General features: G+C 69.7%; 16 protein-coding genes. 8 read left to right on the top strand and 8 right to left on the bottom strand.

Annotated elements, in window-relative coordinates:
* Nucleotides 1–18 precede the first annotated feature (18 nt).
* Nucleotides 19–1,161: a serine hydrolase domain-containing protein gene (locus E1181_RS00740; protein WP_235875581.1), complete on the top strand. Its 1,143-nt coding sequence runs from the start codon at nt 19–21 to the stop codon at nt 1,159–1,161.
* Nucleotides 1,162–1,168: 7 nt separating this feature from the next.
* On the opposite strand, the gene E1181_RS00735 is transcribed toward E1181_RS00740, so the two are convergent.
* Nucleotides 1,169–1,711 carry a chorismate mutase gene (locus tag E1181_RS00735; protein ID WP_132671885.1) on the bottom strand — a complete coding sequence of 181 codons (543 nt, stop codon included), beginning with the start codon at nt 1,709–1,711 and terminating at the stop codon, nt 1,169–1,171.
* A gap of 217 nt (nt 1,712–1,928) precedes the next feature.
* Here E1181_RS00735 and E1181_RS00730 point away from each other — a divergent pair, with 217 nt between their 5' ends.
* Complete coding sequence (locus E1181_RS00730; protein ID WP_132671884.1) at nt 1,929–2,456, top strand: phosphatase PAP2 family protein; 528 nt, start codon at nt 1,929–1,931, stop codon at nt 2,454–2,456.
* A 1-nt stretch (nt 2,457) separates the two neighbouring features.
* Here the strand turns inward: E1181_RS00730 and E1181_RS00725 are convergent, their stop codons facing one another.
* A complete protein-coding gene (locus E1181_RS00725) occupies nt 2,458–3,072 on the bottom strand; it encodes a YigZ family protein (RefSeq protein WP_132671883.1) in 615 nt (204 codons plus the stop codon).
* Nucleotides 3,073–3,188: 116 nt separating this feature from the next.
* Here E1181_RS00725 and E1181_RS00720 point away from each other — a divergent pair, with 116 nt between their 5' ends.
* On the top strand, nt 3,189–3,389 hold the full coding sequence (locus tag E1181_RS00720; protein ID WP_093414443.1) for a hypothetical protein: 201 nt from the start codon (nt 3,189–3,191) through the stop codon (nt 3,387–3,389).
* A 37-nt stretch (nt 3,390–3,426) separates the two neighbouring features.
* Here E1181_RS00720 and E1181_RS00715 read toward each other — a convergent pair whose 3' ends face one another.
* Nucleotides 3,427–4,548, bottom strand: a complete 1,122-nt coding sequence (locus tag E1181_RS00715; RefSeq protein ID WP_132671882.1) for a 5-methyltetrahydropteroyltriglutamate--homocysteine S-methyltransferase — start codon at nt 4,546–4,548, stop codon at nt 3,427–3,429.
* A 169-nt stretch (nt 4,549–4,717) separates the two neighbouring features.
* Between E1181_RS00715 and E1181_RS00710 the strand changes: the two genes are divergently transcribed.
* On the top strand, nt 4,718–5,878 hold the full coding sequence (locus E1181_RS00710) for an FAD-dependent monooxygenase (RefSeq protein WP_132671881.1): 1,161 nt from the start codon (nt 4,718–4,720) through the stop codon (nt 5,876–5,878).
* A 65-nt stretch (nt 5,879–5,943) separates the two neighbouring features.
* On the opposite strand, the gene E1181_RS00705 is transcribed toward E1181_RS00710, so the two are convergent.
* The 4 genes from E1181_RS00705 to E1181_RS00690 all read right to left on the bottom strand — a co-directional run bounded on the left by E1181_RS00705 (nt 5,944) and on the right by E1181_RS00690 (nt 10,732).
* Nucleotides 5,944–6,768: an aldo/keto reductase gene (locus E1181_RS00705; RefSeq protein ID WP_132671880.1), complete on the bottom strand. Its 825-nt coding sequence runs from the start codon at nt 6,766–6,768 to the stop codon at nt 5,944–5,946.
* A gap of 116 nt (nt 6,769–6,884) precedes the next feature.
* Entirely contained in the window at nt 6,885–8,093 is a 1,209-nt protein-coding gene (locus tag E1181_RS00700) for an MFS transporter (protein ID WP_132671879.1), read from the bottom strand.
* A gap of 201 nt (nt 8,094–8,294) precedes the next feature.
* Complete coding sequence (ctaD, locus tag E1181_RS00695) at nt 8,295–10,007, bottom strand: aa3-type cytochrome oxidase subunit I (RefSeq protein WP_132671878.1); 1,713 nt, start codon at nt 10,005–10,007, stop codon at nt 8,295–8,297.
* Between the two features lie 155 nt (nt 10,008–10,162).
* Nucleotides 10,163–10,732 (bottom strand): SACE_7040 family transcriptional regulator, encoded by a 570-nt coding sequence (locus tag E1181_RS00690; protein ID WP_132671877.1) that lies wholly within the window; start codon nt 10,730–10,732, stop codon nt 10,163–10,165.
* A 90-nt stretch (nt 10,733–10,822) separates the two neighbouring features.
* Between E1181_RS00690 and E1181_RS00685 the strand changes: the two genes are divergently transcribed.
* Genes E1181_RS00685 through E1181_RS00675 form a run of 3 tightly spaced genes read left to right on the top strand, consistent with a single transcriptional unit; the run spans nt 10,823 to nt 15,605 of the window.
* Nucleotides 10,823–12,436 (top strand): carboxyl transferase domain-containing protein, encoded by a 1,614-nt coding sequence (locus E1181_RS00685; RefSeq protein ID WP_132671876.1) that lies wholly within the window; start codon nt 10,823–10,825, stop codon nt 12,434–12,436.
* Between the two features lie 9 nt (nt 12,437–12,445).
* Nucleotides 12,446–14,455, top strand: a complete 2,010-nt coding sequence (locus tag E1181_RS00680) for an acetyl/propionyl/methylcrotonyl-CoA carboxylase subunit alpha (RefSeq protein WP_165944486.1) — start codon at nt 12,446–12,448, stop codon at nt 14,453–14,455.
* Nucleotides 14,448–15,605, top strand: a complete 1,158-nt coding sequence (locus tag E1181_RS00675; protein WP_132671874.1) for an acyl-CoA dehydrogenase family protein — start codon at nt 14,448–14,450, stop codon at nt 15,603–15,605. The genes E1181_RS00680 and E1181_RS00675 overlap by 8 nt, the downstream gene beginning before the upstream one ends.
* A 65-nt stretch (nt 15,606–15,670) precedes the next feature.
* Here the strand turns inward: E1181_RS00675 and E1181_RS00670 are convergent, their stop codons facing one another.
* A complete protein-coding gene (locus E1181_RS00670) occupies nt 15,671–16,132 on the bottom strand; it encodes a hypothetical protein (RefSeq protein ID WP_132671873.1) in 462 nt (153 codons plus the stop codon).
* A gap of 528 nt (nt 16,133–16,660) precedes the next feature.
* On the opposite strand from E1181_RS00670, the gene E1181_RS00660 reads away from it, so the two are divergent.
* The gene (locus E1181_RS00660) at nt 16,661–16,900 is read left to right on the top strand and encodes a hypothetical protein (protein WP_132671871.1); all 240 of its coding nucleotides are present in this window, start codon (nt 16,661–16,663) and stop codon (nt 16,898–16,900) included.
* Nucleotides 16,901–17,032: the final 132 nt, after the last annotated feature.

Below are 17,032 nucleotides of genomic sequence, written 5' to 3'. Positions count from 1 at the left end.
ATCCGAAGGAGGACGACGGTGGGATTCGATCAGGCCAGGCTGGCGCGGATGCGCGAGGTCATGGACGGCTACGTCGCCGGCGGCACGCTCCCCGGTGCGGTGACCGCGGTCAGCCGCGGCGGGGAAACGCACATCGCGTCGTACGGGAACCTGTCGATCGGCGGTGAGCCCGTGCGGCGCGACACGATCTTCCGCATCGCCTCGATGACCAAGCCCATCACCGCCGCGGCCGTGATGAGCCTGGTGGAGGAGTGCGTGCTGCGGCTCGACGACCCGGTCGACGAACTGCTGCCCGAACTCGCCGACCGGCGCGTGCTGACCAGCCCGGACGCCCCGCTGGCGGACACCGTCCCCGCAGCCCGGTCGATCAGCGCGCGAGACCTGCTGACCTTCACCTTCGGGCTCGGCGCCGTGCCCGGTGACGTGCCGATCGCGAAGGCGATGCACGAAGCGGGCCTGTCACCGTCCCCGGTAGACCCGGGCGTGGCCCCCGACGAGTGGATGCGGCGGCTCGGCGAACTCCCGCTGGCGCACCAGCCCGGTGACCAGTGGCTCTACCACACCGGATCGGACGTGCTCGGCGTGCTGATCGCCCGCGCGACCGGCCGGAAGCTCGCGGACCTGCTGCGCGAGCGGATCTTCGAACCGCTCGGGATGCGCGACACCGGCTTCCACACCTCGGCCGAGTCCCGCGTCCCCACCGTCTACATGCCCGACGACGGCGTGCTCGTCCCGTTCCCCGCACCCGCTTCCGAGGAGCCCGCTTTCGGCTCGGGAGCGGGAGGGCTGCTGTCCACGGCGGACGATTTCCTCGCGTTCTACCGGATGCTGCTCAACGGCGGGAAGCACGGAGGAATCCGCGTGCTGTCCCGCGCGTCGGTCGAGCTGCTCACCACGGACCGGCTCGTCGCGTCGCAGAAACCCGACCCCGCAGCCACTTTGCCCGGCAACGTCGGCTGGGCGTTCGGGCAGAGCGTGGTGACCCGGCGGGTCGGTCTGGCGGGGGTCGGCCAGTTCGGCTGGAGCGGCGGCTTCGGCACCACCGCTTTCGCCGAACCGGCCGAGGACCTGATCGGAATCCTGCTCACGCAGCGCGCGCTGACCGGCGGCGCCCCGCACTTCCAGGACTTCGAGACCACCACCTACCAGGCCCTCGCCTGAGCGGAGGTCAGGAGCAGATCGAGGGGATCGCCCGGCCCAGCCCCGCCTGGTGCAGGACGGTGAGGTCGTGCGCGGTGTGGACGTAGGCGCTGAGCAGCCGGCCGTCGCAGGACGGGCCGTCGCGCAGCTCGTCGGTGTCGCGGAGCTGCAGCAGGATCGCCTCTCCCAGGCGGTCCAGCTCGGGGCGGATCTCGCCGAGATCGGGCCGCTCGGTGGGCTGCTCGTCGGGGTTGGCTCTCCAGTACGCGTGCAGCCCCCGCTGCACGAGCTTGCTGGCCTCGATCTGATCGCGGAACACCCGCTTGGCCTCCTCGGGGTCGAGCCCCAGCTCGGCCGCCCGCACGGCGACACCGTCGAGCACCTGCTGCTCGCGCTCGGGGTCCTCGATCGGCGAATCCGTTCCCCACTTGGCCGCCGCGACCTGGTCGGACAGCGCCACGCGCTCAGCGGCCGAACCCACCAGCGGCTCCAGCGCCCCTTCCGCGCTCGCCGGAGCCCCCAGCCCCAGAACAGCGATGGCAACAGCACTTCCGACGATCAACGAACGCATCGCAGAACCCTCCCCAGAAGATCGGTTTCCCTCCACTCATACACCCGGCTCCCGGTGCGGGGTAACGGATTTCCGCTGAATTCGTGATCAGACCGCCGTGGAAAACTTTCGGGAATTCGCCGCCGCACCGGTGTGCCGGGCGCGGAGCGGGAATCCGGTTAGGGTGGGTGTGGTGGATTTCAGCTCCGAGTTGTTCCGTGTCATCGCGGGGTGGGGTGTGGCTTCTCCGGCCTGGGTGCAGGCCGTCGCGGTGGTGCTGACCGATGCCCTGCTGCTCGCGTTCATCCCCCTCGCCGCGTTCGTGTGGTGGAGAGTCGACCGGCGGGTTCGAGCCATGCTGGCGATCTTGCTCTCCGGCGGGTCCGCGTGGGTGCTCAACGGCCTGGTCAAGGAGATCATCGAGCAGCCGAGGCCGTGCTTCACGATGCCCATCCCCACGGTCGAGCACTGCAGCGAGGTCGGGGTCTTCTCACTGCCCAGCGGGCACTCGGCCACGGCGGCGGCGTTCGCGGTGACCACGGCCGCGCTGTGGCGGCGCGCCGCAGCGGTGGTCGCGGTCGCGGCGCTGCTGGAGGCGTTCCTGCGGGTCTACATCGGTGTGCACTACCCGCACGACGTGGTCCTCGGCCTGCTGTTCGGAACGCTCCTCGGCACGATCGCCGCGGTGGCGGGCAAGCCCGGCGACAGGCGGCCTCCCGCAGCGCCCGCCGACACCGCCGCGGCCACCACGTCGGCGGCGTCCTGATCTACATCTCGGCATGGACGAGCGGGCCCTCGGCGGCCTGGGCGGCTCCACCGGTGCTCTCGGCCAGCCACGCGTGGAACCCGTCGACGTCCTCCACGGGCACGTGGACGTGGAAGCGGACCGCGGTGTCGTAGGAGGTGTCGGCGACCTCGTAGCCGGCCGATCGCAGATCGTTGTCGAGCCTGCCCGCCAGCACGTAGTCGGCCTCCACCAGCAGCACCCGCACCGGTCGCCGCTGGAGGGTTCCGACGTGCTCCAGGGCCGCCGACACCGCGCCCCCGTAGGCGCGGACCAGGCCGCCCGCGCCCAGCAGCACCCCGCCGAAGTAGCGGGTCACCACGGCCACGGCGTTGGTGATCTCGTTGCGGCGCAGCACTTCCAGCATCGGCACCCCGGCCGTGCCCGCGGGTTCGCCGTCATCGCTGGACTTCTGGATCTCGCCGGAGTCGCCGAGCACGAACGCCGAGCAGTGGTGGCGGGCGTCGTGGTGCGTCTTGCGCTGGAGCCCGATGAACTCCCGCGCCTCGGACTCCTCGGTCACCCGCGCCAGCGAGCAGATGAACCGGGACCTGCGCACCTCGATCTCGTGCTCGCCCGACCGCTTGATCGTCCGCATCAACCCTCCCCGGGCCATCCTCCCACCTGGGGGTTCAACGATCGGCGTGTGGGGATTTTCATGGAAGGGACGGGCGATTTCCGCCTTGTCGGTGCCGCCCCGTACCGTCCACCCTCATGGAGCAATCATCGAGCCCGTTTGAACCAGGCGTGCGGGTGCGTGCCACGTTCGGCCGGTTCCGTGATCAGGAGGGCACGGTGGTGGAGACCGCCACGGGTCTCCCGCAGGTTTTCGAAGGTCCGGTCCTCTGGGTCAGATTCGACGGCGCCGAAGAACCGGGCCTCGTGGCAGGCCGCTTCCTCGAAGAAGCGGCCTGAGCCGCGGGCGGCTGCACCGGCAACCGCCCGCGAACGATCAGCCCCAGACCTCCTGGGCCGTTTCCACGACCAGGCGGAGCTTGGCGACCTCTTCCTCGTAGGTCAGGGCGTTGCCGTCCTTGGTCGAGGCGAACCCGCACTGCGGTGACAGGCACAGCTGGTCGAGGTCGACGTACTTGGCGGCCTCGTCGATGCGGCGCTTGAGGTCGTCCTTGGACTCCAGCTCACCGCGCTTGGTCGTCACCAGGCCCAGCACCACGTGCTTGCCCTTGGGGACGTACCGCAGCGGGGCGAAGGTGCCCGAGCGCTCGTCGTCGAACTCCATGAAGAAGCCGTCGACCTCCAGCCGGCCGAACAGCGCCTCGGCGACGAAGTCGTAGCCGCCCTCGGCGACCCACGACGACCGGAAGTTGCCCCGGCACATGTGGGTGGTCACCGTCAGCGTGTCCGGGCGGCCGCGCAGCGACTCGTTGATCAGCTCGATGTCCTTGACGTGCGCGTTCTCGCCGTCCTCGCCCCGGGCGTTGAGCATCTCGCGCTGCTTCGGGTCGTTGAGGTAGGCCAGGCTGGTGTCGTCGAGCTGCAGGTAGTGGCAGCCCAGGTCGGCCAGCGCGCGCACCTCCGCCCGGTAGGCGGCGGCCAGGTCGGCGCGGAACTCGGCCATGTCCGGGTAGACGCTGGAGTCGACGGCCGCGGGGCCGCCCCGGTAGGTGAGCATGCCCGGCGACGGGATGGTCAGCTTCGGCGTGTTCCTGGTGGTCTTCGACGCGAGGAACGTGAAGGCGTCGGCGAAGATCGTGCCCGAGAGCGTGATCTTGTCGGTGACCTTCAGGTCGGGGGTGATGAACTCGATGTCACCCTGGGAGTTGTGGAACTGGACCTTGAGGCTGTTGTCGTCGACGCGCTCGACGCCGTCCAGCTGGTACAGGAAGTCCATGTGCCATGAGCTGCGGCGGAACTCGCCGTCGGTGGCGCTCTGCAGGCCGATGTCCTCCTGCATCTTGACGACCTGGGTGATCGCCTCGTCCTCGATCCCGCGCAGCTCGGCGTCGTCGATTCGGCCGGCCGCGTGCGAGTCTCGGGCTTCCAACAGGCGCTCGGGGCGGAGCAGGCTGCCGACGTGGTCGGCCCGGAACGGTGGTGCAACACGTGGGCTCATGGCAGGCAACATAGTTCTCGGGTACCCCGGTGCCTAGGCGCGTTTTCATTTTCCGAAAATCTGTCCCGATCGGGTGCGGCGCGGTCGTTCACGGCGTGTGACCAAGGACAATTCGGTACATACGGTCGAGTGGATAAAATTGTCGGGGCAGCTACGTCGGGGATGACGGATGGAGACGATGCGAGTTCTCGTGATCGGAGCCGGAGTCGGGGGACTCGCAATCGCCAACGGATTGCTCGGCAAAGGCCATGACGTGCAAGTTTACGAGCACCACGACGCCTTGAGGACGTCCGGCGCGGGCATCACGGTGTGGAGCAACGGCACCGCGGCGCTGCGCGAGCTGGGGGTGGACATCACCGACCGCGGGCATCAGCTCGACAGCCTCCGGTCACTCACCGAATCCGGCCGGTTGCTCTGGGAAGCCGACCTGGACGAGGTCACCGAGCGGCTCGGGTCGCCGACCGTGCAGATCCCGCGCCGCGAGCTGATCGCGGAGATGGCCGCCGCGCTGCCCCCGGGCGCGCTGCAGTTCGGCCGGCGCTGCGTCTCGGTCAGCGAGCACCCCGATCACGTGCGGGTCGAGTTCGCCGACGGCTCCAGCGCGGTCGGCGACGTGCTCATCGGCGCCGACGGGCAGCGCTCGGTGGTGCGCCAGCAGGTCCTCGGCGGTGATCCCGCCAAGCCCACCGGCTGGGCCAGCTGGCAGGGGCTGACCCGCAGCGACCTGCCGGTCGCCACGGGCAGGCAGACGCTCAACATCGCCGGGCGCAACGCGCACTGCGGGCTCATCCCCACCGGCGACGGGCTGTTGCACTGGTGGTTCGACATGCCGTGGAAGGAAGGCGACCGGGTCCACACGGTCGCCGAGCTGCGCGAGATGTTCCGCGGCTGGCCGGGGCCGGTCGTAGCGCTGCTGGCCTCCGTCACCGACGACGACCTGGGCTTCTTCCCGCACATCCGGCACAAGGTCCCGCACATCTGGGGCGGTCCGCGCAGCACCCTGCTCGGCGACGCCGTGCACGCGATGCCGCCCGCGGTCGCCCAGGCGGCCAACCAGACGCTCGAAGACGCCTGGCTGCTCACCCAGTACATGGCCGACGCCGACGGCTCCCCGGCCGAGCGGCTGCGCGCCTACGAGTTCGAACGCCGTCCGCGGGTCCTCAAGGTCTCCCGCACGGCGGCGCTGACCTCGGCGCAGCGGCGGACCCCGATCCAGCGCATCGCCCGCTTCCCGGGCTGGCTGGCCACCCACAGCCAGGTAGTCTCGCTGCGCTCCGGCAGCAACGTCCTGCGCTCCCTGTCCCCGAAGCCCCGCCTCCGCGTCGCCTGACCGCGAAGACGAAAGACCCCCGGCCACCAGTGGCGGTCGGGGGTCTTCTCAGCGAGGGCGAAGGCTCACATCTCGTCCGGGTTCGGGCCGACGCGGACGCCGGTCTCCAGGGCGGTGATGGCCTTGACGTCGTCCTGGGCGAGCTCGAAGTCGAAGACCTCGATGTTCTCCTTGATGCGCGACGGCGTGACCGACTTCGGGATGGTCACGTTGCCCAGCTCGATGTGCCAGCGCAGCACGATCTGAGCCGGGGTCTTGCCGTACTTCTCCGCCAGGTTGGCGACCGTGGCGCTGTCCAGCAGACCGTTGTTGCGGCCCAGCGGGCTCCACGCCTCGGTGGCGATGCCGTGCTCGGCGTGGAAGGCGCGCAGCTCGGCCTGCGGCAGGTTCGGGTGCAGCTCGATCTGGTTGAGCGCGGGCACGATGCTGGTCTCGTCGAAGAGGCGCTGCAGGTGCGGGATCTGGAAGTTCGACACGCCGATGGCCTTGGCGCGGCCGCTGTTGTAGATCTTCTCGAACGCCTTCCAGGTGTCGACGTAGGCGTCCTGGCTCGGAACCGGCCAGTGGATCAGGTAGAGGTCCACGTAGTCGAGGCCCAAGCGGGACAGGCTGTCGTCGAACGCCTTGAGCGTGCTGTCGTAGCCCTGGTCGTCGTTCCACAGCTTGGTCGTGACGAACAGGTCCTCGCGCTTGACGCCCGAGTCGGCGATGGCCTTGCCCACGCCTTCCTCGTTGCCGTACACCTTCGCGGTGTCGATGCTGCGGTACCCGGCGTCGATCGCTGCGCGGACCGGGGCGATGACCTCGTCGGCCGGAACCAGGAAGACGCCGTAACCCAGCTGAGGCATGGAAGCACCGGTGTTCAGCGTGACGTTCGGAACCTGAGTCATGTGCGTGTTTCCTCCACCGAATTCGGGATTGGTCTGGCCAAGGGGCCCCGCTCGTCTGGAACCGATTCAGGGCCCCTTGCATTCCAGAGCACTCTTCTGAGCTGAGCAACCGCAGATCAGGCGGTGAGCTCGGATTCGGTCGCGGGCGATGCCTGGTGCGAGGCCACGACGCCGCCCCGCTTCGGGCGGCTGTCCAGCCGGCCGGACAGGACCGCGAAGCCCAGTCCGACCAGCGCCAGCAGCGCGCCGATCCAGCTCGGCGAGACCAGCCCGAACCCGGCGGCGATCACCACGCCGCCCAGGTAGGCGCCCAGCGAGTTGGCGATGTTGAAGGTGGACTGGATGCTCGCCGAACCCAGCGCCGGGGCTTCCTTGGCCTCGTCGAGGATGCGGGCCTGGATGCTCGGGATCGCGGTGAACCCGGTCGCGCCGATCAGGAAGACCATGATCGGAGCCATGATCGGGTTCTGCGCGGTCAGCGCGAACACCACCAGCGACACCGCCAGCGCCGAGATGCCCGCGCACAGCGTCTTCAGCGGCGAGCGGTCGGCGAGCCGTCCGCCGACCGCGGTGCCGACGGTCATGCCGACGCCGAACACGGCCAGCAGCGGGGTGACGGCGGTGGCGCTGAAGCCGCTGACGTCGGTGAGCACCGGCTTGATGTAGCTGTAGAAGGAGAAGATCGCGGCGAAGCCGAACACGACGACGGCGAAGGCGAGCCACACCTGCGGGCGGCGGAAGGCCCGCAGCTCACCGCGCAGGCTGACCTCGGTGGGCTTGGGCTGCTTGGGCACCAGCACCGCCACGGCTGCCAGCGCGATCACGCCGATCACGGCGACCAGGCCGAACGCCCAGCGCCACCCGAGGGCGTGCCCGAGCAGGGTGCCGATCGGCACGCCGACGATGTTGGCGACGGTGAGACCGATGAACATCATCGAGATCGCCTGCCCGCGCCGGTCGGCGGCGACCAGACCGGCGGCCACGACCGCGCCGACCCCGAAGAACGCGCCGTGCGGCAGGCCGGAGATGAACCGGGCGACCAGCAGCGTCTCGTGGTTCATCGCGAACGCGGAGAACAGGTTTCCGGCCGTGAACAGCACCAGCATGTTCAGCAGCATCGTCTTGCGGCGGGAGCGCAGGCCGATCATGGTGAGCGCGGGCGCGCCGATGACGACGCCGAGTGCGTACAGCGAGATGTAACCGCCGGCGTCGGGGATCGACACCTGCAGGTCGGTGGCCACTTCAGGCAGCAGCCCCATCATCACGAACTCGGTCGTTCCGATCCCGAATGCGGCGATGGCCAGGGCCAACAGGGCAATGGGCAAGGAAGTCCCCCGTGTGGTGAAGAAGGTGGTGGTCTGTTCCGCGCGCGCTGCACTGCACGGCGTTGTCAGGCGGTCATCGCCTTGGTGCGTGCGCGTCGACGGAAACGATTCAGTCCTGCGCCGACGATGGCGTTCCGCACACGTTCAACAGTACGCAGGCCCGCGCTCTTCCTCGTCCGACTATGAACCGCGCCACGGAGGTCATCGCCCGTTCGGGCCAGGATCGCGGCGCAGGGACACGTGCGCCTCGGCCGCCAGGCGATCGGCCATGTGCGGGTAGTGCAGCTCGAAGGCCGGGCGGATCGACCGGATGCGCGGCAGCGCGGTGAAGTTGTGCCGGGGCGGCGGGCACGACGTCGCCCACTCCAGGGAGTTGCCGTGGCCCCACGGGTCGTCCACGTCGACCGGCGTGCCGAAGCGGTAGCTGGTGAGGACGTTGTAGAGGAACGGCAGCATCGAGGCGCCGAGCACGAACGCGCCGATGGTCGAGACGGTGTTCAGAGCCGTGAAGCCGTCGGTGACCAGGTAGTCGGCGTAGCGGCGCGGCATGCCCTCGTCGCCGAGCCAGTGCTGCACCAGGAACGTCAGGTGGAACCCCACGAACGTCAGCCAGAAGTGCAGCTTGCCCAGCCGATCGTCGAGCATCCGGCCGGTCATCTTCGGGAACCAGAAGTAGACCCCGGCGAACACCGCGAACACGATCGTGCCGAACAGCACGTAGTGGAAGTGCGCCACGACGAAGTAGGTGTCGGTGATGTGGAAGTCCAGCGGCGGTGAGGCCAGCAGGACCCCGGTCAGGCCGCCGAGCAGGAACGTCACCAGGAACCCGACCGAGAACAGCATCGGGGACTCGAACGTCACCTGCCCGTGCCACATCGTCCCGATCCAGTTGAAGAACTTGATGCCCGTCGGCACCGCGATCAGGAACGTCGCGAACGAGAAGAACGGCAGCAGCACGGCCCCGGTGGCGAACATGTGGTGCGCCCACACGATCGCGGACAGCCCCATGATCACCATGGTGGCCAGCACCAGCCCGGTGTAGCCGAACAGCGGTTTCCGGCTGAACACCGGCAGGATCTCGGTGACGATCCCGAAGAACGGCAGCGCCACGATGTAGACCTCGGGATGCCCGAAGAACCAGAAGAGGTGCTGGTAGAGGATCGCTCCGCCGTGGGCGGGGTCGAAGACGTGCCCGCCGAGGTGGCGGTCCACCAGCAGCCCGAACAGCGCGGCCGTCAGGATCGGGAACGCCATGAGCACCAGGATGCTGGTGGCCAGGATGTTCCAGGTGAAGATCGGCATCCGCCACATCGTCATCCCCGGGCAGCGCAGGCACACCACGGTCGTGATCATGTTGACCGCGCCCAGGATCGTGCCCAGACCGCTGACGATCAGCCCGGCCGCCCACAGGTCACCGCCGGGGCCGACGGTGAACTCGCTGCGCGACAGCGGCGCGTAGGCGGTCCAGCCGAAGTCGGCCGCACCGCCGGGCATCAGCAGGCCGCTGATCACGATCAGCCCGCCGAACAGGAACAGCCAGTAGGAGAAGGCGTTCAGCCGCGGGAACGCCACGTCCGGCGCGCCGATCTGCAGCGGGAGGATCACGTTGGCGAAGCCGAACACGATCGGTGTGGCGAACAGCAGCAGCATGATCGTGCCGTGCATGGTGAACAGCTGGTTGTACTGCTCCTGGGACAGGAACTGCAGGCCGGGCGCGGCCAGTTCGCCACGGATCAGCAGCGCCATCGCGCCGCCGGTGATGAAGAAGGCGAACGAGGTGATCAGGTACAGGATCCCGATGTCCTTGGGATCGGTGGTCCGCAGCCAGGGCACCAACCGCGCGCCCTTGCGCGGGCGCCTGCCGGCTGCGGTCCGGGTGGGCACCGCCGTCGGTTGGATCTGGGTGGTGGCCATGCCAGCCTCCGGCCTTCGGGGGAGCGACCTCTCACGACTGATGCTCCGCCCTTACCCGCGAATCCGCTCTCGCAACCTTCCTCCCGCGCACGGCACCCGGCGTTGATCTCGGGCCGGTGGAACCGCGGCTCCACGATCCGGAGCTCGCCGGTGGGTCAGATCGCTGCGATGGCCCCGTGCGCCATGTGGCGGAGGAGCCGCGCCATCGCCGAGGTGTCCAGGTGCGCGCTGAACGGAGTCGAGTTGATCAGGCCGAACACCGCGTGCGCCGCCGCGCGGGCGCGGGGCCGGTCCAGCTCCGGACGGGCGTCGCGCAGCACCGAGACCCACACTTCGACGTAGAGCCGCTGGGATTCCCGGACCCGGCGGTGGTCGCGGTCGGAGAGGGAGTCCAGGTCGCGCATGTGCACCGTGATCAGCGCCGGGTTGTGCAGCGCGAACTCCACGTGCCAGCGCACCAGGCGGTCCAGGGCGTCCTGCGAGCCGGAGGCGGCGTCGACCCGTTGCTTGCCGCCGAGCAGCAGCCGGTCGCTGATGCCGGTCAGCAGCTCCGCCAGCATCGCGTCCTTGCTGCGGAAGTGCCGGTACAGCGCGGGTCCGGAGATGCCCACGGCGGCTCCGATGTCGTCGATGCCGACGCCGTGGAAGCCGGCGCGCGCGAACTTCTCCGCCGCCGCGGTCAGGATCTGCTCGCGCCTGGTCGGCTTCGCCGCATCGGTCGACATGCTGCTCAATACTAGACGACTCGGTTAGTCGTCGTTAACATGGAACCGAAGTTAACGATGACTAACCGAGCCAAGCGGAAGGTGTGCCCCATGGATGCGCCCGCTCTGCGCACGTCGGTGGACCCGGACTCGCCGGAGTTCGCGCGCAACGCCGAGCAGCACGCCAAGCTCGTCGACGACCTCAACGCGCAGCTGGACAGAGCCCGTCTGGGTGGGCCGGAGAAGGCGCGCATCAGGCACGTCGAGCGCGGCAAGCTGCTGCCCCGGGACCGGGTGGACGCGCTGCTCGACCGCGGTTCGCCGTTCCTGGAGCTCTCGCCGATGGCCGCCCACGGCCTCTACGAGGACGAGGCTCCGTCGGCGGGGATCATCACCGGGGTCGGCCGGGTGTCCGGTCGCGAGTGCGTGGTGGTGGCCAACGACGCGACGGTCAAGGGCGGCACCTACTACCCGGTGACGGTCAAGAAGCACCTGCGCGCGCAGGAAGTCGCGCTGCACAACAACCTGCCCTGCCTGTACCTGGTCGACTCGGGCGGCGCGTTCCTGCCCAGGCAGGACGACGTGTTCCCCGACCGCGAGCACTTCGGCCGGATCTTCTACAACCAGGCCACGATGTCCGCGCGCGGCATCCCGCAGATCGCCGCCGTCCTCGGCTCCTGCACGGCGGGCGGCGCCTACGTGCCCGCGATGAGCGACGAGGCCGTGATCGTCCGCGAGCAGGGCACGATCTTCCTCGGCGGTCCGCCGCTGGTGAAGGCCGCGACCGGGGCCGAGGTGACCGCGGAGGAGCTGGGCGGCGGGGAGCTGCACTCGCGCACCTCGGGCGTCACCGACCACCTCGCCGCGGACGACGCCGACGCGCTGCGCATCGTCCGCAACATCGTGAGCACGCTCGGTCCGCGCGAACCGCGCCCGTGGGAGGTCGCGCCGAGCGAGGAACCCGCGGTCGATCCCGACGAGCTCTACGGCGCGGTGCCCACCGATTCCCGCACCCCCTACGACGTGCGCGAAGTGATCGCGCGGATCGTCGACGGCAGCCGCTTCGCCGAGTTCAAGCACGACTACGGCCAGACCCTGGTGACCGGGTTCGCCCGCATCCACGGTCAGCCGGTCGGCATCGTCGCCAACAACGGGATCCTGTTCAGCGAGTCCGCCCAGAAGGGCGCGCACTTCATCGAGCTGTGCGACAAGCGCTCGATCCCGCTGGTGTTCCTGCAGAACATCTCCGGGTTCATGGTCGGCAAGGAGTACGAGGCCGGGGGCATCGCCAAGCACGGCGCGAAGATGGTCACCGCCGTCGCCTGCGCGCGGGTCCCGAAGTTCACCGTGGTCATCGGCGGCTCGTTCGGCGCGGGCAACTACTCGATGTGCGGCCGGGCGTACTCGCCGCGCTTCATGTGGATGTGGCCCAACGCCCGGATCTCGGTGATGGGCGGTGAGCAGGCCGCCTCGGTGCTGGCCACCGTCCGGCGCGATCAGCTCGACGCGCGCGGCGAGCAGTGGCCCGCCGAGGACGAGGAAGCGTTCAAGCAGCCGATCCGCGACCAGTACGAGCACCAGGGCCACCCCTACTACGCGACGGCCCGGCTCTGGGACGACGGCGTGATCGACCCGAAGCAGACCCGGGACGTGCTGGGTCTGGCCATCTCCGCGGCGGGCAACGCGCCGTTGGAGCCGATCTCCTACGGCGTTTTCCGGATGTGAGGGATGAGCATGTTCGACACCGTGCTGGTCGCCAACCGCGGGGAGATCGCGGTTCGGGTCGTCCGCACCCTGCGTGAACTGGGCATCCGCTCGGTCGCGGTGTTCAGCGACGCCGACCGCGATGCCCGCCACGTGGCCGAAGCCGACACGTCGGTCCACATCGGACCCGCTCTGGCGACCGAGAGCTACCTCAACGGCAAGCGGATCCTCGACGCGGCGCGGGAAACCGGCGCGCAGGCGATCCACCCCGGCTACGGGTTCCTGGCCGAGAACGCCGACTTCGCGCGCGCCTGCGAGCAGGCGGGCGTGGTGTTCATCGGCCCGCCCGCGAGCGCGATCGAGTCGATGGGCGACAAGATCCGCGCCAAGCAGACCGTCTCGGCAGCGGGTGTTCCGGTGGTGCCGGGTCGCAGCGACGCCGGCATGACCGACGCCGACCTGCACCGGGCCGCGCTGGACGTCGGGTTCCCGGTGCTGCTCAAGCCCTCGGCGGGCGGCGGCGGCAAGGGGATGCGGCTGGTGCACGCCGAAGCCGAGCTGGACGACCAGATCGCCTCCGCGCGCCGCGAGGCGGGTTCGTCCTTCGGCGACGACACCCTGTTCGTCGAGCGGTTCGTCTCGCGACCCCGGCACATCGAGGTCCAGGTCCTCGCCGACTCGCACGGCAACGTCGTGCACCTCGGCGAACGGGAGTGCAGCCTGCAGCGGCGGCACCAGAAGATCATCGAAGAGGCGCCGTCGCCGCTGCTCGACGCCCAGACGCGCGCCCGGATCGGGGCCTCGGCCGCCGACGCCGCGCGCGCGGTCGGCTACACCGGTGCCGGCACGGTGGAGTTCATCGTCTCCGCCGACCGGCCGGACGAGTTCTTCTTCATGGAGATGAACACCCGCCTGCAGGTCGAGCACCCGGTGACCGAGCTGGTCACGGCGGTGCGCGGCGAGCGCGGCGTGGACCTCGTCGAGCAGCAGGTCCGGGTCGCCTCGGGCCAGCCGCTGACCTGGGATCAGCAGGACCTGACGCTCGACGGTCACGCCGTCGAGGCCCGCGTCTATGCCGAGGACCCGGCCCGCGGTTTCCTGCCCACCGGCGGTGAGCTCCTCGCCGTCCACGAACCCACCGGTCCGGGAGTCCGCGTCGACTCCGGCATCCGCCCCGGCGGCAGCGTCGGTTCCGACTACGACCCGATGCTGGCCAAGGTCATCGCCTGGGCACCTGACCGGGCCGACGCCCTGCGCCGGCTGGACAAGGCCCTCGGCGACACCACGATCCTCGGCCTGAACAGCAACATCGCCTTCCTGCGCGCCTTGCTGCAGCACGCCGACGTCCTCGCGGGGAACCTCGACACGGGCCTGGTCGAACGCGACCTGGATTCGTTGACCGAGAGCGAGGTGCCCGAGCACGCCTACGTCGCCGCAGCGCTGGAACGCCTCATCGCCGCCCAACCGAGCCGCGGATCCGACCCCTGGGACGCACCCAACGGTTGGCGCCTCGGCCGCCCGGCGTGGAGCACCTGGCGCTTCACCGGTGACCTCAAGGTCCACCTCCGCGGCGCCCCGGAGCGCGCGGAGGTCGCGGTCGAGAGCGGGGACACGACGGCGTCGACGGAAGCCTCCGGGCACCTCCGGGGCGACATCCTCACCGTCACCTACCAGGGGCGGACCCGCCGGTACCGGTGCGCGCACGTCGACGGGACCACCTGGCTGGCCGCGGACGGCCACACCTGGGCGCTCACCGAGCACCGGCTGCTGGCCGAACGCGGCGACGCCGCCGGCCGTTCCGACGGGGTCGTGACCGCCCCGATGCCGGGAACGGTGCTGGTCACCGACGTCACCCAGGGCCAGCAGGTGCGCAGCGGACAACGGCTGTTCGTCGTCGAGGCGATGAAGATGGAGCACACCGTCATCGCCCCGATCGACGGAACGGTCACCGAAGTTCACGCGAGGAAGGGGCAGTCGGTGGGGCTCGATCAGCCGCTGGCCGTTCTCACCGCCGAAGGGGAGGGAAGACGCGATGGTTGACCACCGGCTCAGCGAGGAGCACGAAGCGCTGCGCGAGAGCGTGCAGGAGTTCTCGCGCAAGGAAGTAGCCCCGGTCATCGCCGACTACTACGAGCGGGAGGAGTTCGCCTACCCGCTGGTGCGCAAGATGGGCGAGATGGGCCTGTTCGGCCTGCCGGTCCCGGAGGAGCACGGCGGCATGGGCGGCGACTACTTCGCGCTCTGCCTGGCGCTGGAGGAGCTCGGGCGCATCGACCAGTCGGTGGCCATCACCCTCGAAGCCGGGGTGTCGCTGGGCATCATGCCGCTCCTGCGCTTCGGCACCGACGAGCAGAAGCGCACCTGGCTGCCCAAGCTGGCCCGGGGTGAGGTGCTGGGGGCGTTCGGCCTCACCGAGCCCGACGGCGGCTCCGACGCGGGCGCAACCCGCACGACCGCGGTGCTCGACGGCGACGAGTGGGTGATCAACGGTTCGAAGGCGTTCATCACCAACTCCGGCACCGACATGACCGGGTTCGTCACGGTCACCGCGGTCACCGGCGAGCGCCCGGACGGCCGCAAGGAGATCTCGGCGATCCTGGTGCCCTCCGGCACGCCGGGTTTCACGGTCGCCAAGAAGTACTCGAAGGTCGGCTGGAACGCCTCCGACACCCACGCCCTCTCCTTCGACGACTGCAGGGTCCCGGCGGCCAACCTCGTCGGCGAGCGCGGCCGGGGCTACGCCCAGTTCCTGGCCACGCTCACCGAGGGCCGGGTGGCGATCGCCGCGCTCGGCGTCGGCACGGCCCAGGGCTGCGTCGACGAGTGCCTGCGCTACCTGGGAGAACGCGAAGCGTTCGGGCACAAGATCGGCGAGTACCAGGCGATGCAGTTCAAGGTCGCCCAGATGGAGCTGCGGGCCCACACGGCCCGGCTGGCCTACTACGACGCGGCCTCGCGGATGCTGCGCGGCGAGCCGTACAAGAAGGAGGCCGCGATCGCCAAGCTGGCCTCGTCGAACGCGGCGATGGACAACGCCCGCGACGCCACGCAGATCTTCGGCGGCTACGGCTTCATGAACGAGACACCAGTGGGTCGCTTCTACCGCGACTCCAAGATCCTGGAGATCGGTGAGGGCACCAGCGAGGTGCAGCTCATGCTCATCGCCAGGGAGCTCGGCCTACCGGCCTGAGCGAAAACGAGAGGTCGTGGTCGCGAGCGGGGGGCTTCGCGGCCACGACCTCTTCTTCGTCCGTCTCACATGGGTCGATAGCGGTCGACCGGGACGGTCATCTCCTCGGTCTGCTCGACGTCGGGGATTCCGCCGGCGAGTCGTGCTTGCATCGGGTCGGGGGTGTTGTCGGGGTGGGGGCCGTCCTGACCGGGCCACGCGGGTGCCTGAGCCGTCGGCTGCTGCTGCGCCTGGGGCTGGGCCGCGTGCTCCGCTTCGGCGATCTCGAGGTGCTGCATCACCCAGTCCCGCGCGAGCGAGGCCGGGGATGTTCCCTGCTTGAAGGCGAGCTCGCGGAGACGCTCGTTGGCCAGCAGCGGCAGCCGCAGCTGGTACACCTGAGCGGCACCGAAGCGACGCCCTGATCCGGTGGTTTCGGGGCTTTCCTCCGGGTCAAGCGCAGCCAGGTACGACTCGAATTCGGGGTCCGGTTCGGCTTCTTCGGCGGGCTTGCGCTGCCGATTCGCCTTCGTTCGTCCTAGAGCCACGCGGACACGATAACGGTTGTATTGCGGCCTGCCTATCGTGGCGACCTTGGAGTTCGGCTCGCGGTCCTGGGCGCGGGGTCGCCACCAGCGAGTGTTCCGATGGGGTGAGATCTGGCGAAAACCCGCTCTGACGTGGAAGGCCCCCGCGCCAGGGGGAGGAGCACGGGGGCCGGAGGGGATCTCCACAGATGCTGACCGGGGGTGTGTCAGCGCCGCCGATTGTGGCACGCGCCTCCCCCTTGCGGGGAGCGTTGCGGCCACGATTCGTGCATCCGGCACCGTCCGCCTGCCCCGGTCGGCGGTCTCGCTCGCCCGCTGCGGACCGTGAGATCGCGATGATCCGGAATGCGAGCGCCGTCCGGTTCGTTGTCCGGGGTGGACGCACGGTGTGACGCAGGCAATATCCGAAGTGGATCGACCCACGCACGCGATTACTCTCAGTTGAGGGCGAATCACTCTCTGGGGGGCTGCGGCTGTTGACAACCTGTGGATAACCTGCGGCCGGAACCCGAGGGCCTGGGAGGCGTCATGTACGGGTCGCTGGACGTACGAAAGTTCTTGTGGCAGCAGGAAGACGGGCAGTCGCGACAGCAGTCCGCGGTGCCCGGGCAGCGCGTCGGCGAGCCCTCGCGCATCTCGGAGGAGCAAGTGCACCGAGCCAGAATCGCGGTCGCTCGCGGCGCCGAGAGCGCGGAGGACTGCCGCCTGCTGCTGGACATGCTGGGCCTCGTCCCGGACGAGGACGGGCAGCCACCCGTGGCGCGCTGACCTGGAGCGCGTCGTGGGCTGGACCGCGTGCCGGTCTGCGCTGAGGCGCGTTGAGCTCGCTGCCGAACTCACCGTCGGCAGGCGTTCTACGAACGTGTGACAACCAGGTGTTCCGCTGGGCGAAAGGTGCGC

Source organism: Saccharopolyspora terrae, from assembly GCF_004348435.1.
In the GTDB taxonomy this organism is placed as follows: domain Bacteria; phylum Actinomycetota; class Actinomycetes; order Mycobacteriales; family Pseudonocardiaceae; genus Saccharopolyspora; species Saccharopolyspora endophytica.
The sequence above is the reverse complement of the archived record's forward strand: the minus strand, read 5'-3'. Positions and strand labels throughout refer to the sequence as shown.

Coding starts and splice junctions, on each gene's coding strand:
- E1181_RS00660 (WP_132671871.1), top strand. CDS start 16,661: ATGTACGGGTCGCTGGACGTACGAAAGTTCTTGTGGCAGCAGGAAGAC.
- E1181_RS00675 (WP_132671874.1), top strand. CDS start 14,448: ATGGTTGACCACCGGCTCAGCGAGGAGCACGAAGCGCTGCGCGAGAGC.
- E1181_RS00705 (WP_132671880.1), bottom strand. CDS start 6,768: ATGACTCAGGTTCCGAACGTCACGCTGAACACCGGTGCTTCCATGCCT.
- E1181_RS00725 (WP_132671883.1), bottom strand. CDS start 3,072: ATGCGGACGATCAAGCGGTCGGGCGAGCACGAGATCGAGGTGCGCAGG.
- E1181_RS00685 (WP_132671876.1), top strand. CDS start 10,823: ATGGATGCGCCCGCTCTGCGCACGTCGGTGGACCCGGACTCGCCGGAG.
- ctaD (WP_132671878.1), bottom strand. CDS start 10,007: ATGGCCACCACCCAGATCCAACCGACGGCGGTGCCCACCCGGACCGCA.
- E1181_RS00735 (WP_132671885.1), bottom strand. CDS start 1,711: ATGCGTTCGTTGATCGTCGGAAGTGCTGTTGCCATCGCTGTTCTGGGG.
- E1181_RS00690 (WP_132671877.1), bottom strand. CDS start 10,732: ATGTCGACCGATGCGGCGAAGCCGACCAGGCGCGAGCAGATCCTGACC.
- E1181_RS00720 (WP_093414443.1), top strand. CDS start 3,189: ATGGAGCAATCATCGAGCCCGTTTGAACCAGGCGTGCGGGTGCGTGCC.
- E1181_RS00680 (WP_165944486.1), top strand. CDS start 12,446: ATGTTCGACACCGTGCTGGTCGCCAACCGCGGGGAGATCGCGGTTCGG.
- E1181_RS00710 (WP_132671881.1), top strand. CDS start 4,718: ATGGAGACGATGCGAGTTCTCGTGATCGGAGCCGGAGTCGGGGGACTC.
- E1181_RS00715 (WP_132671882.1), bottom strand. CDS start 4,548: ATGAGCCCACGTGTTGCACCACCGTTCCGGGCCGACCACGTCGGCAGC.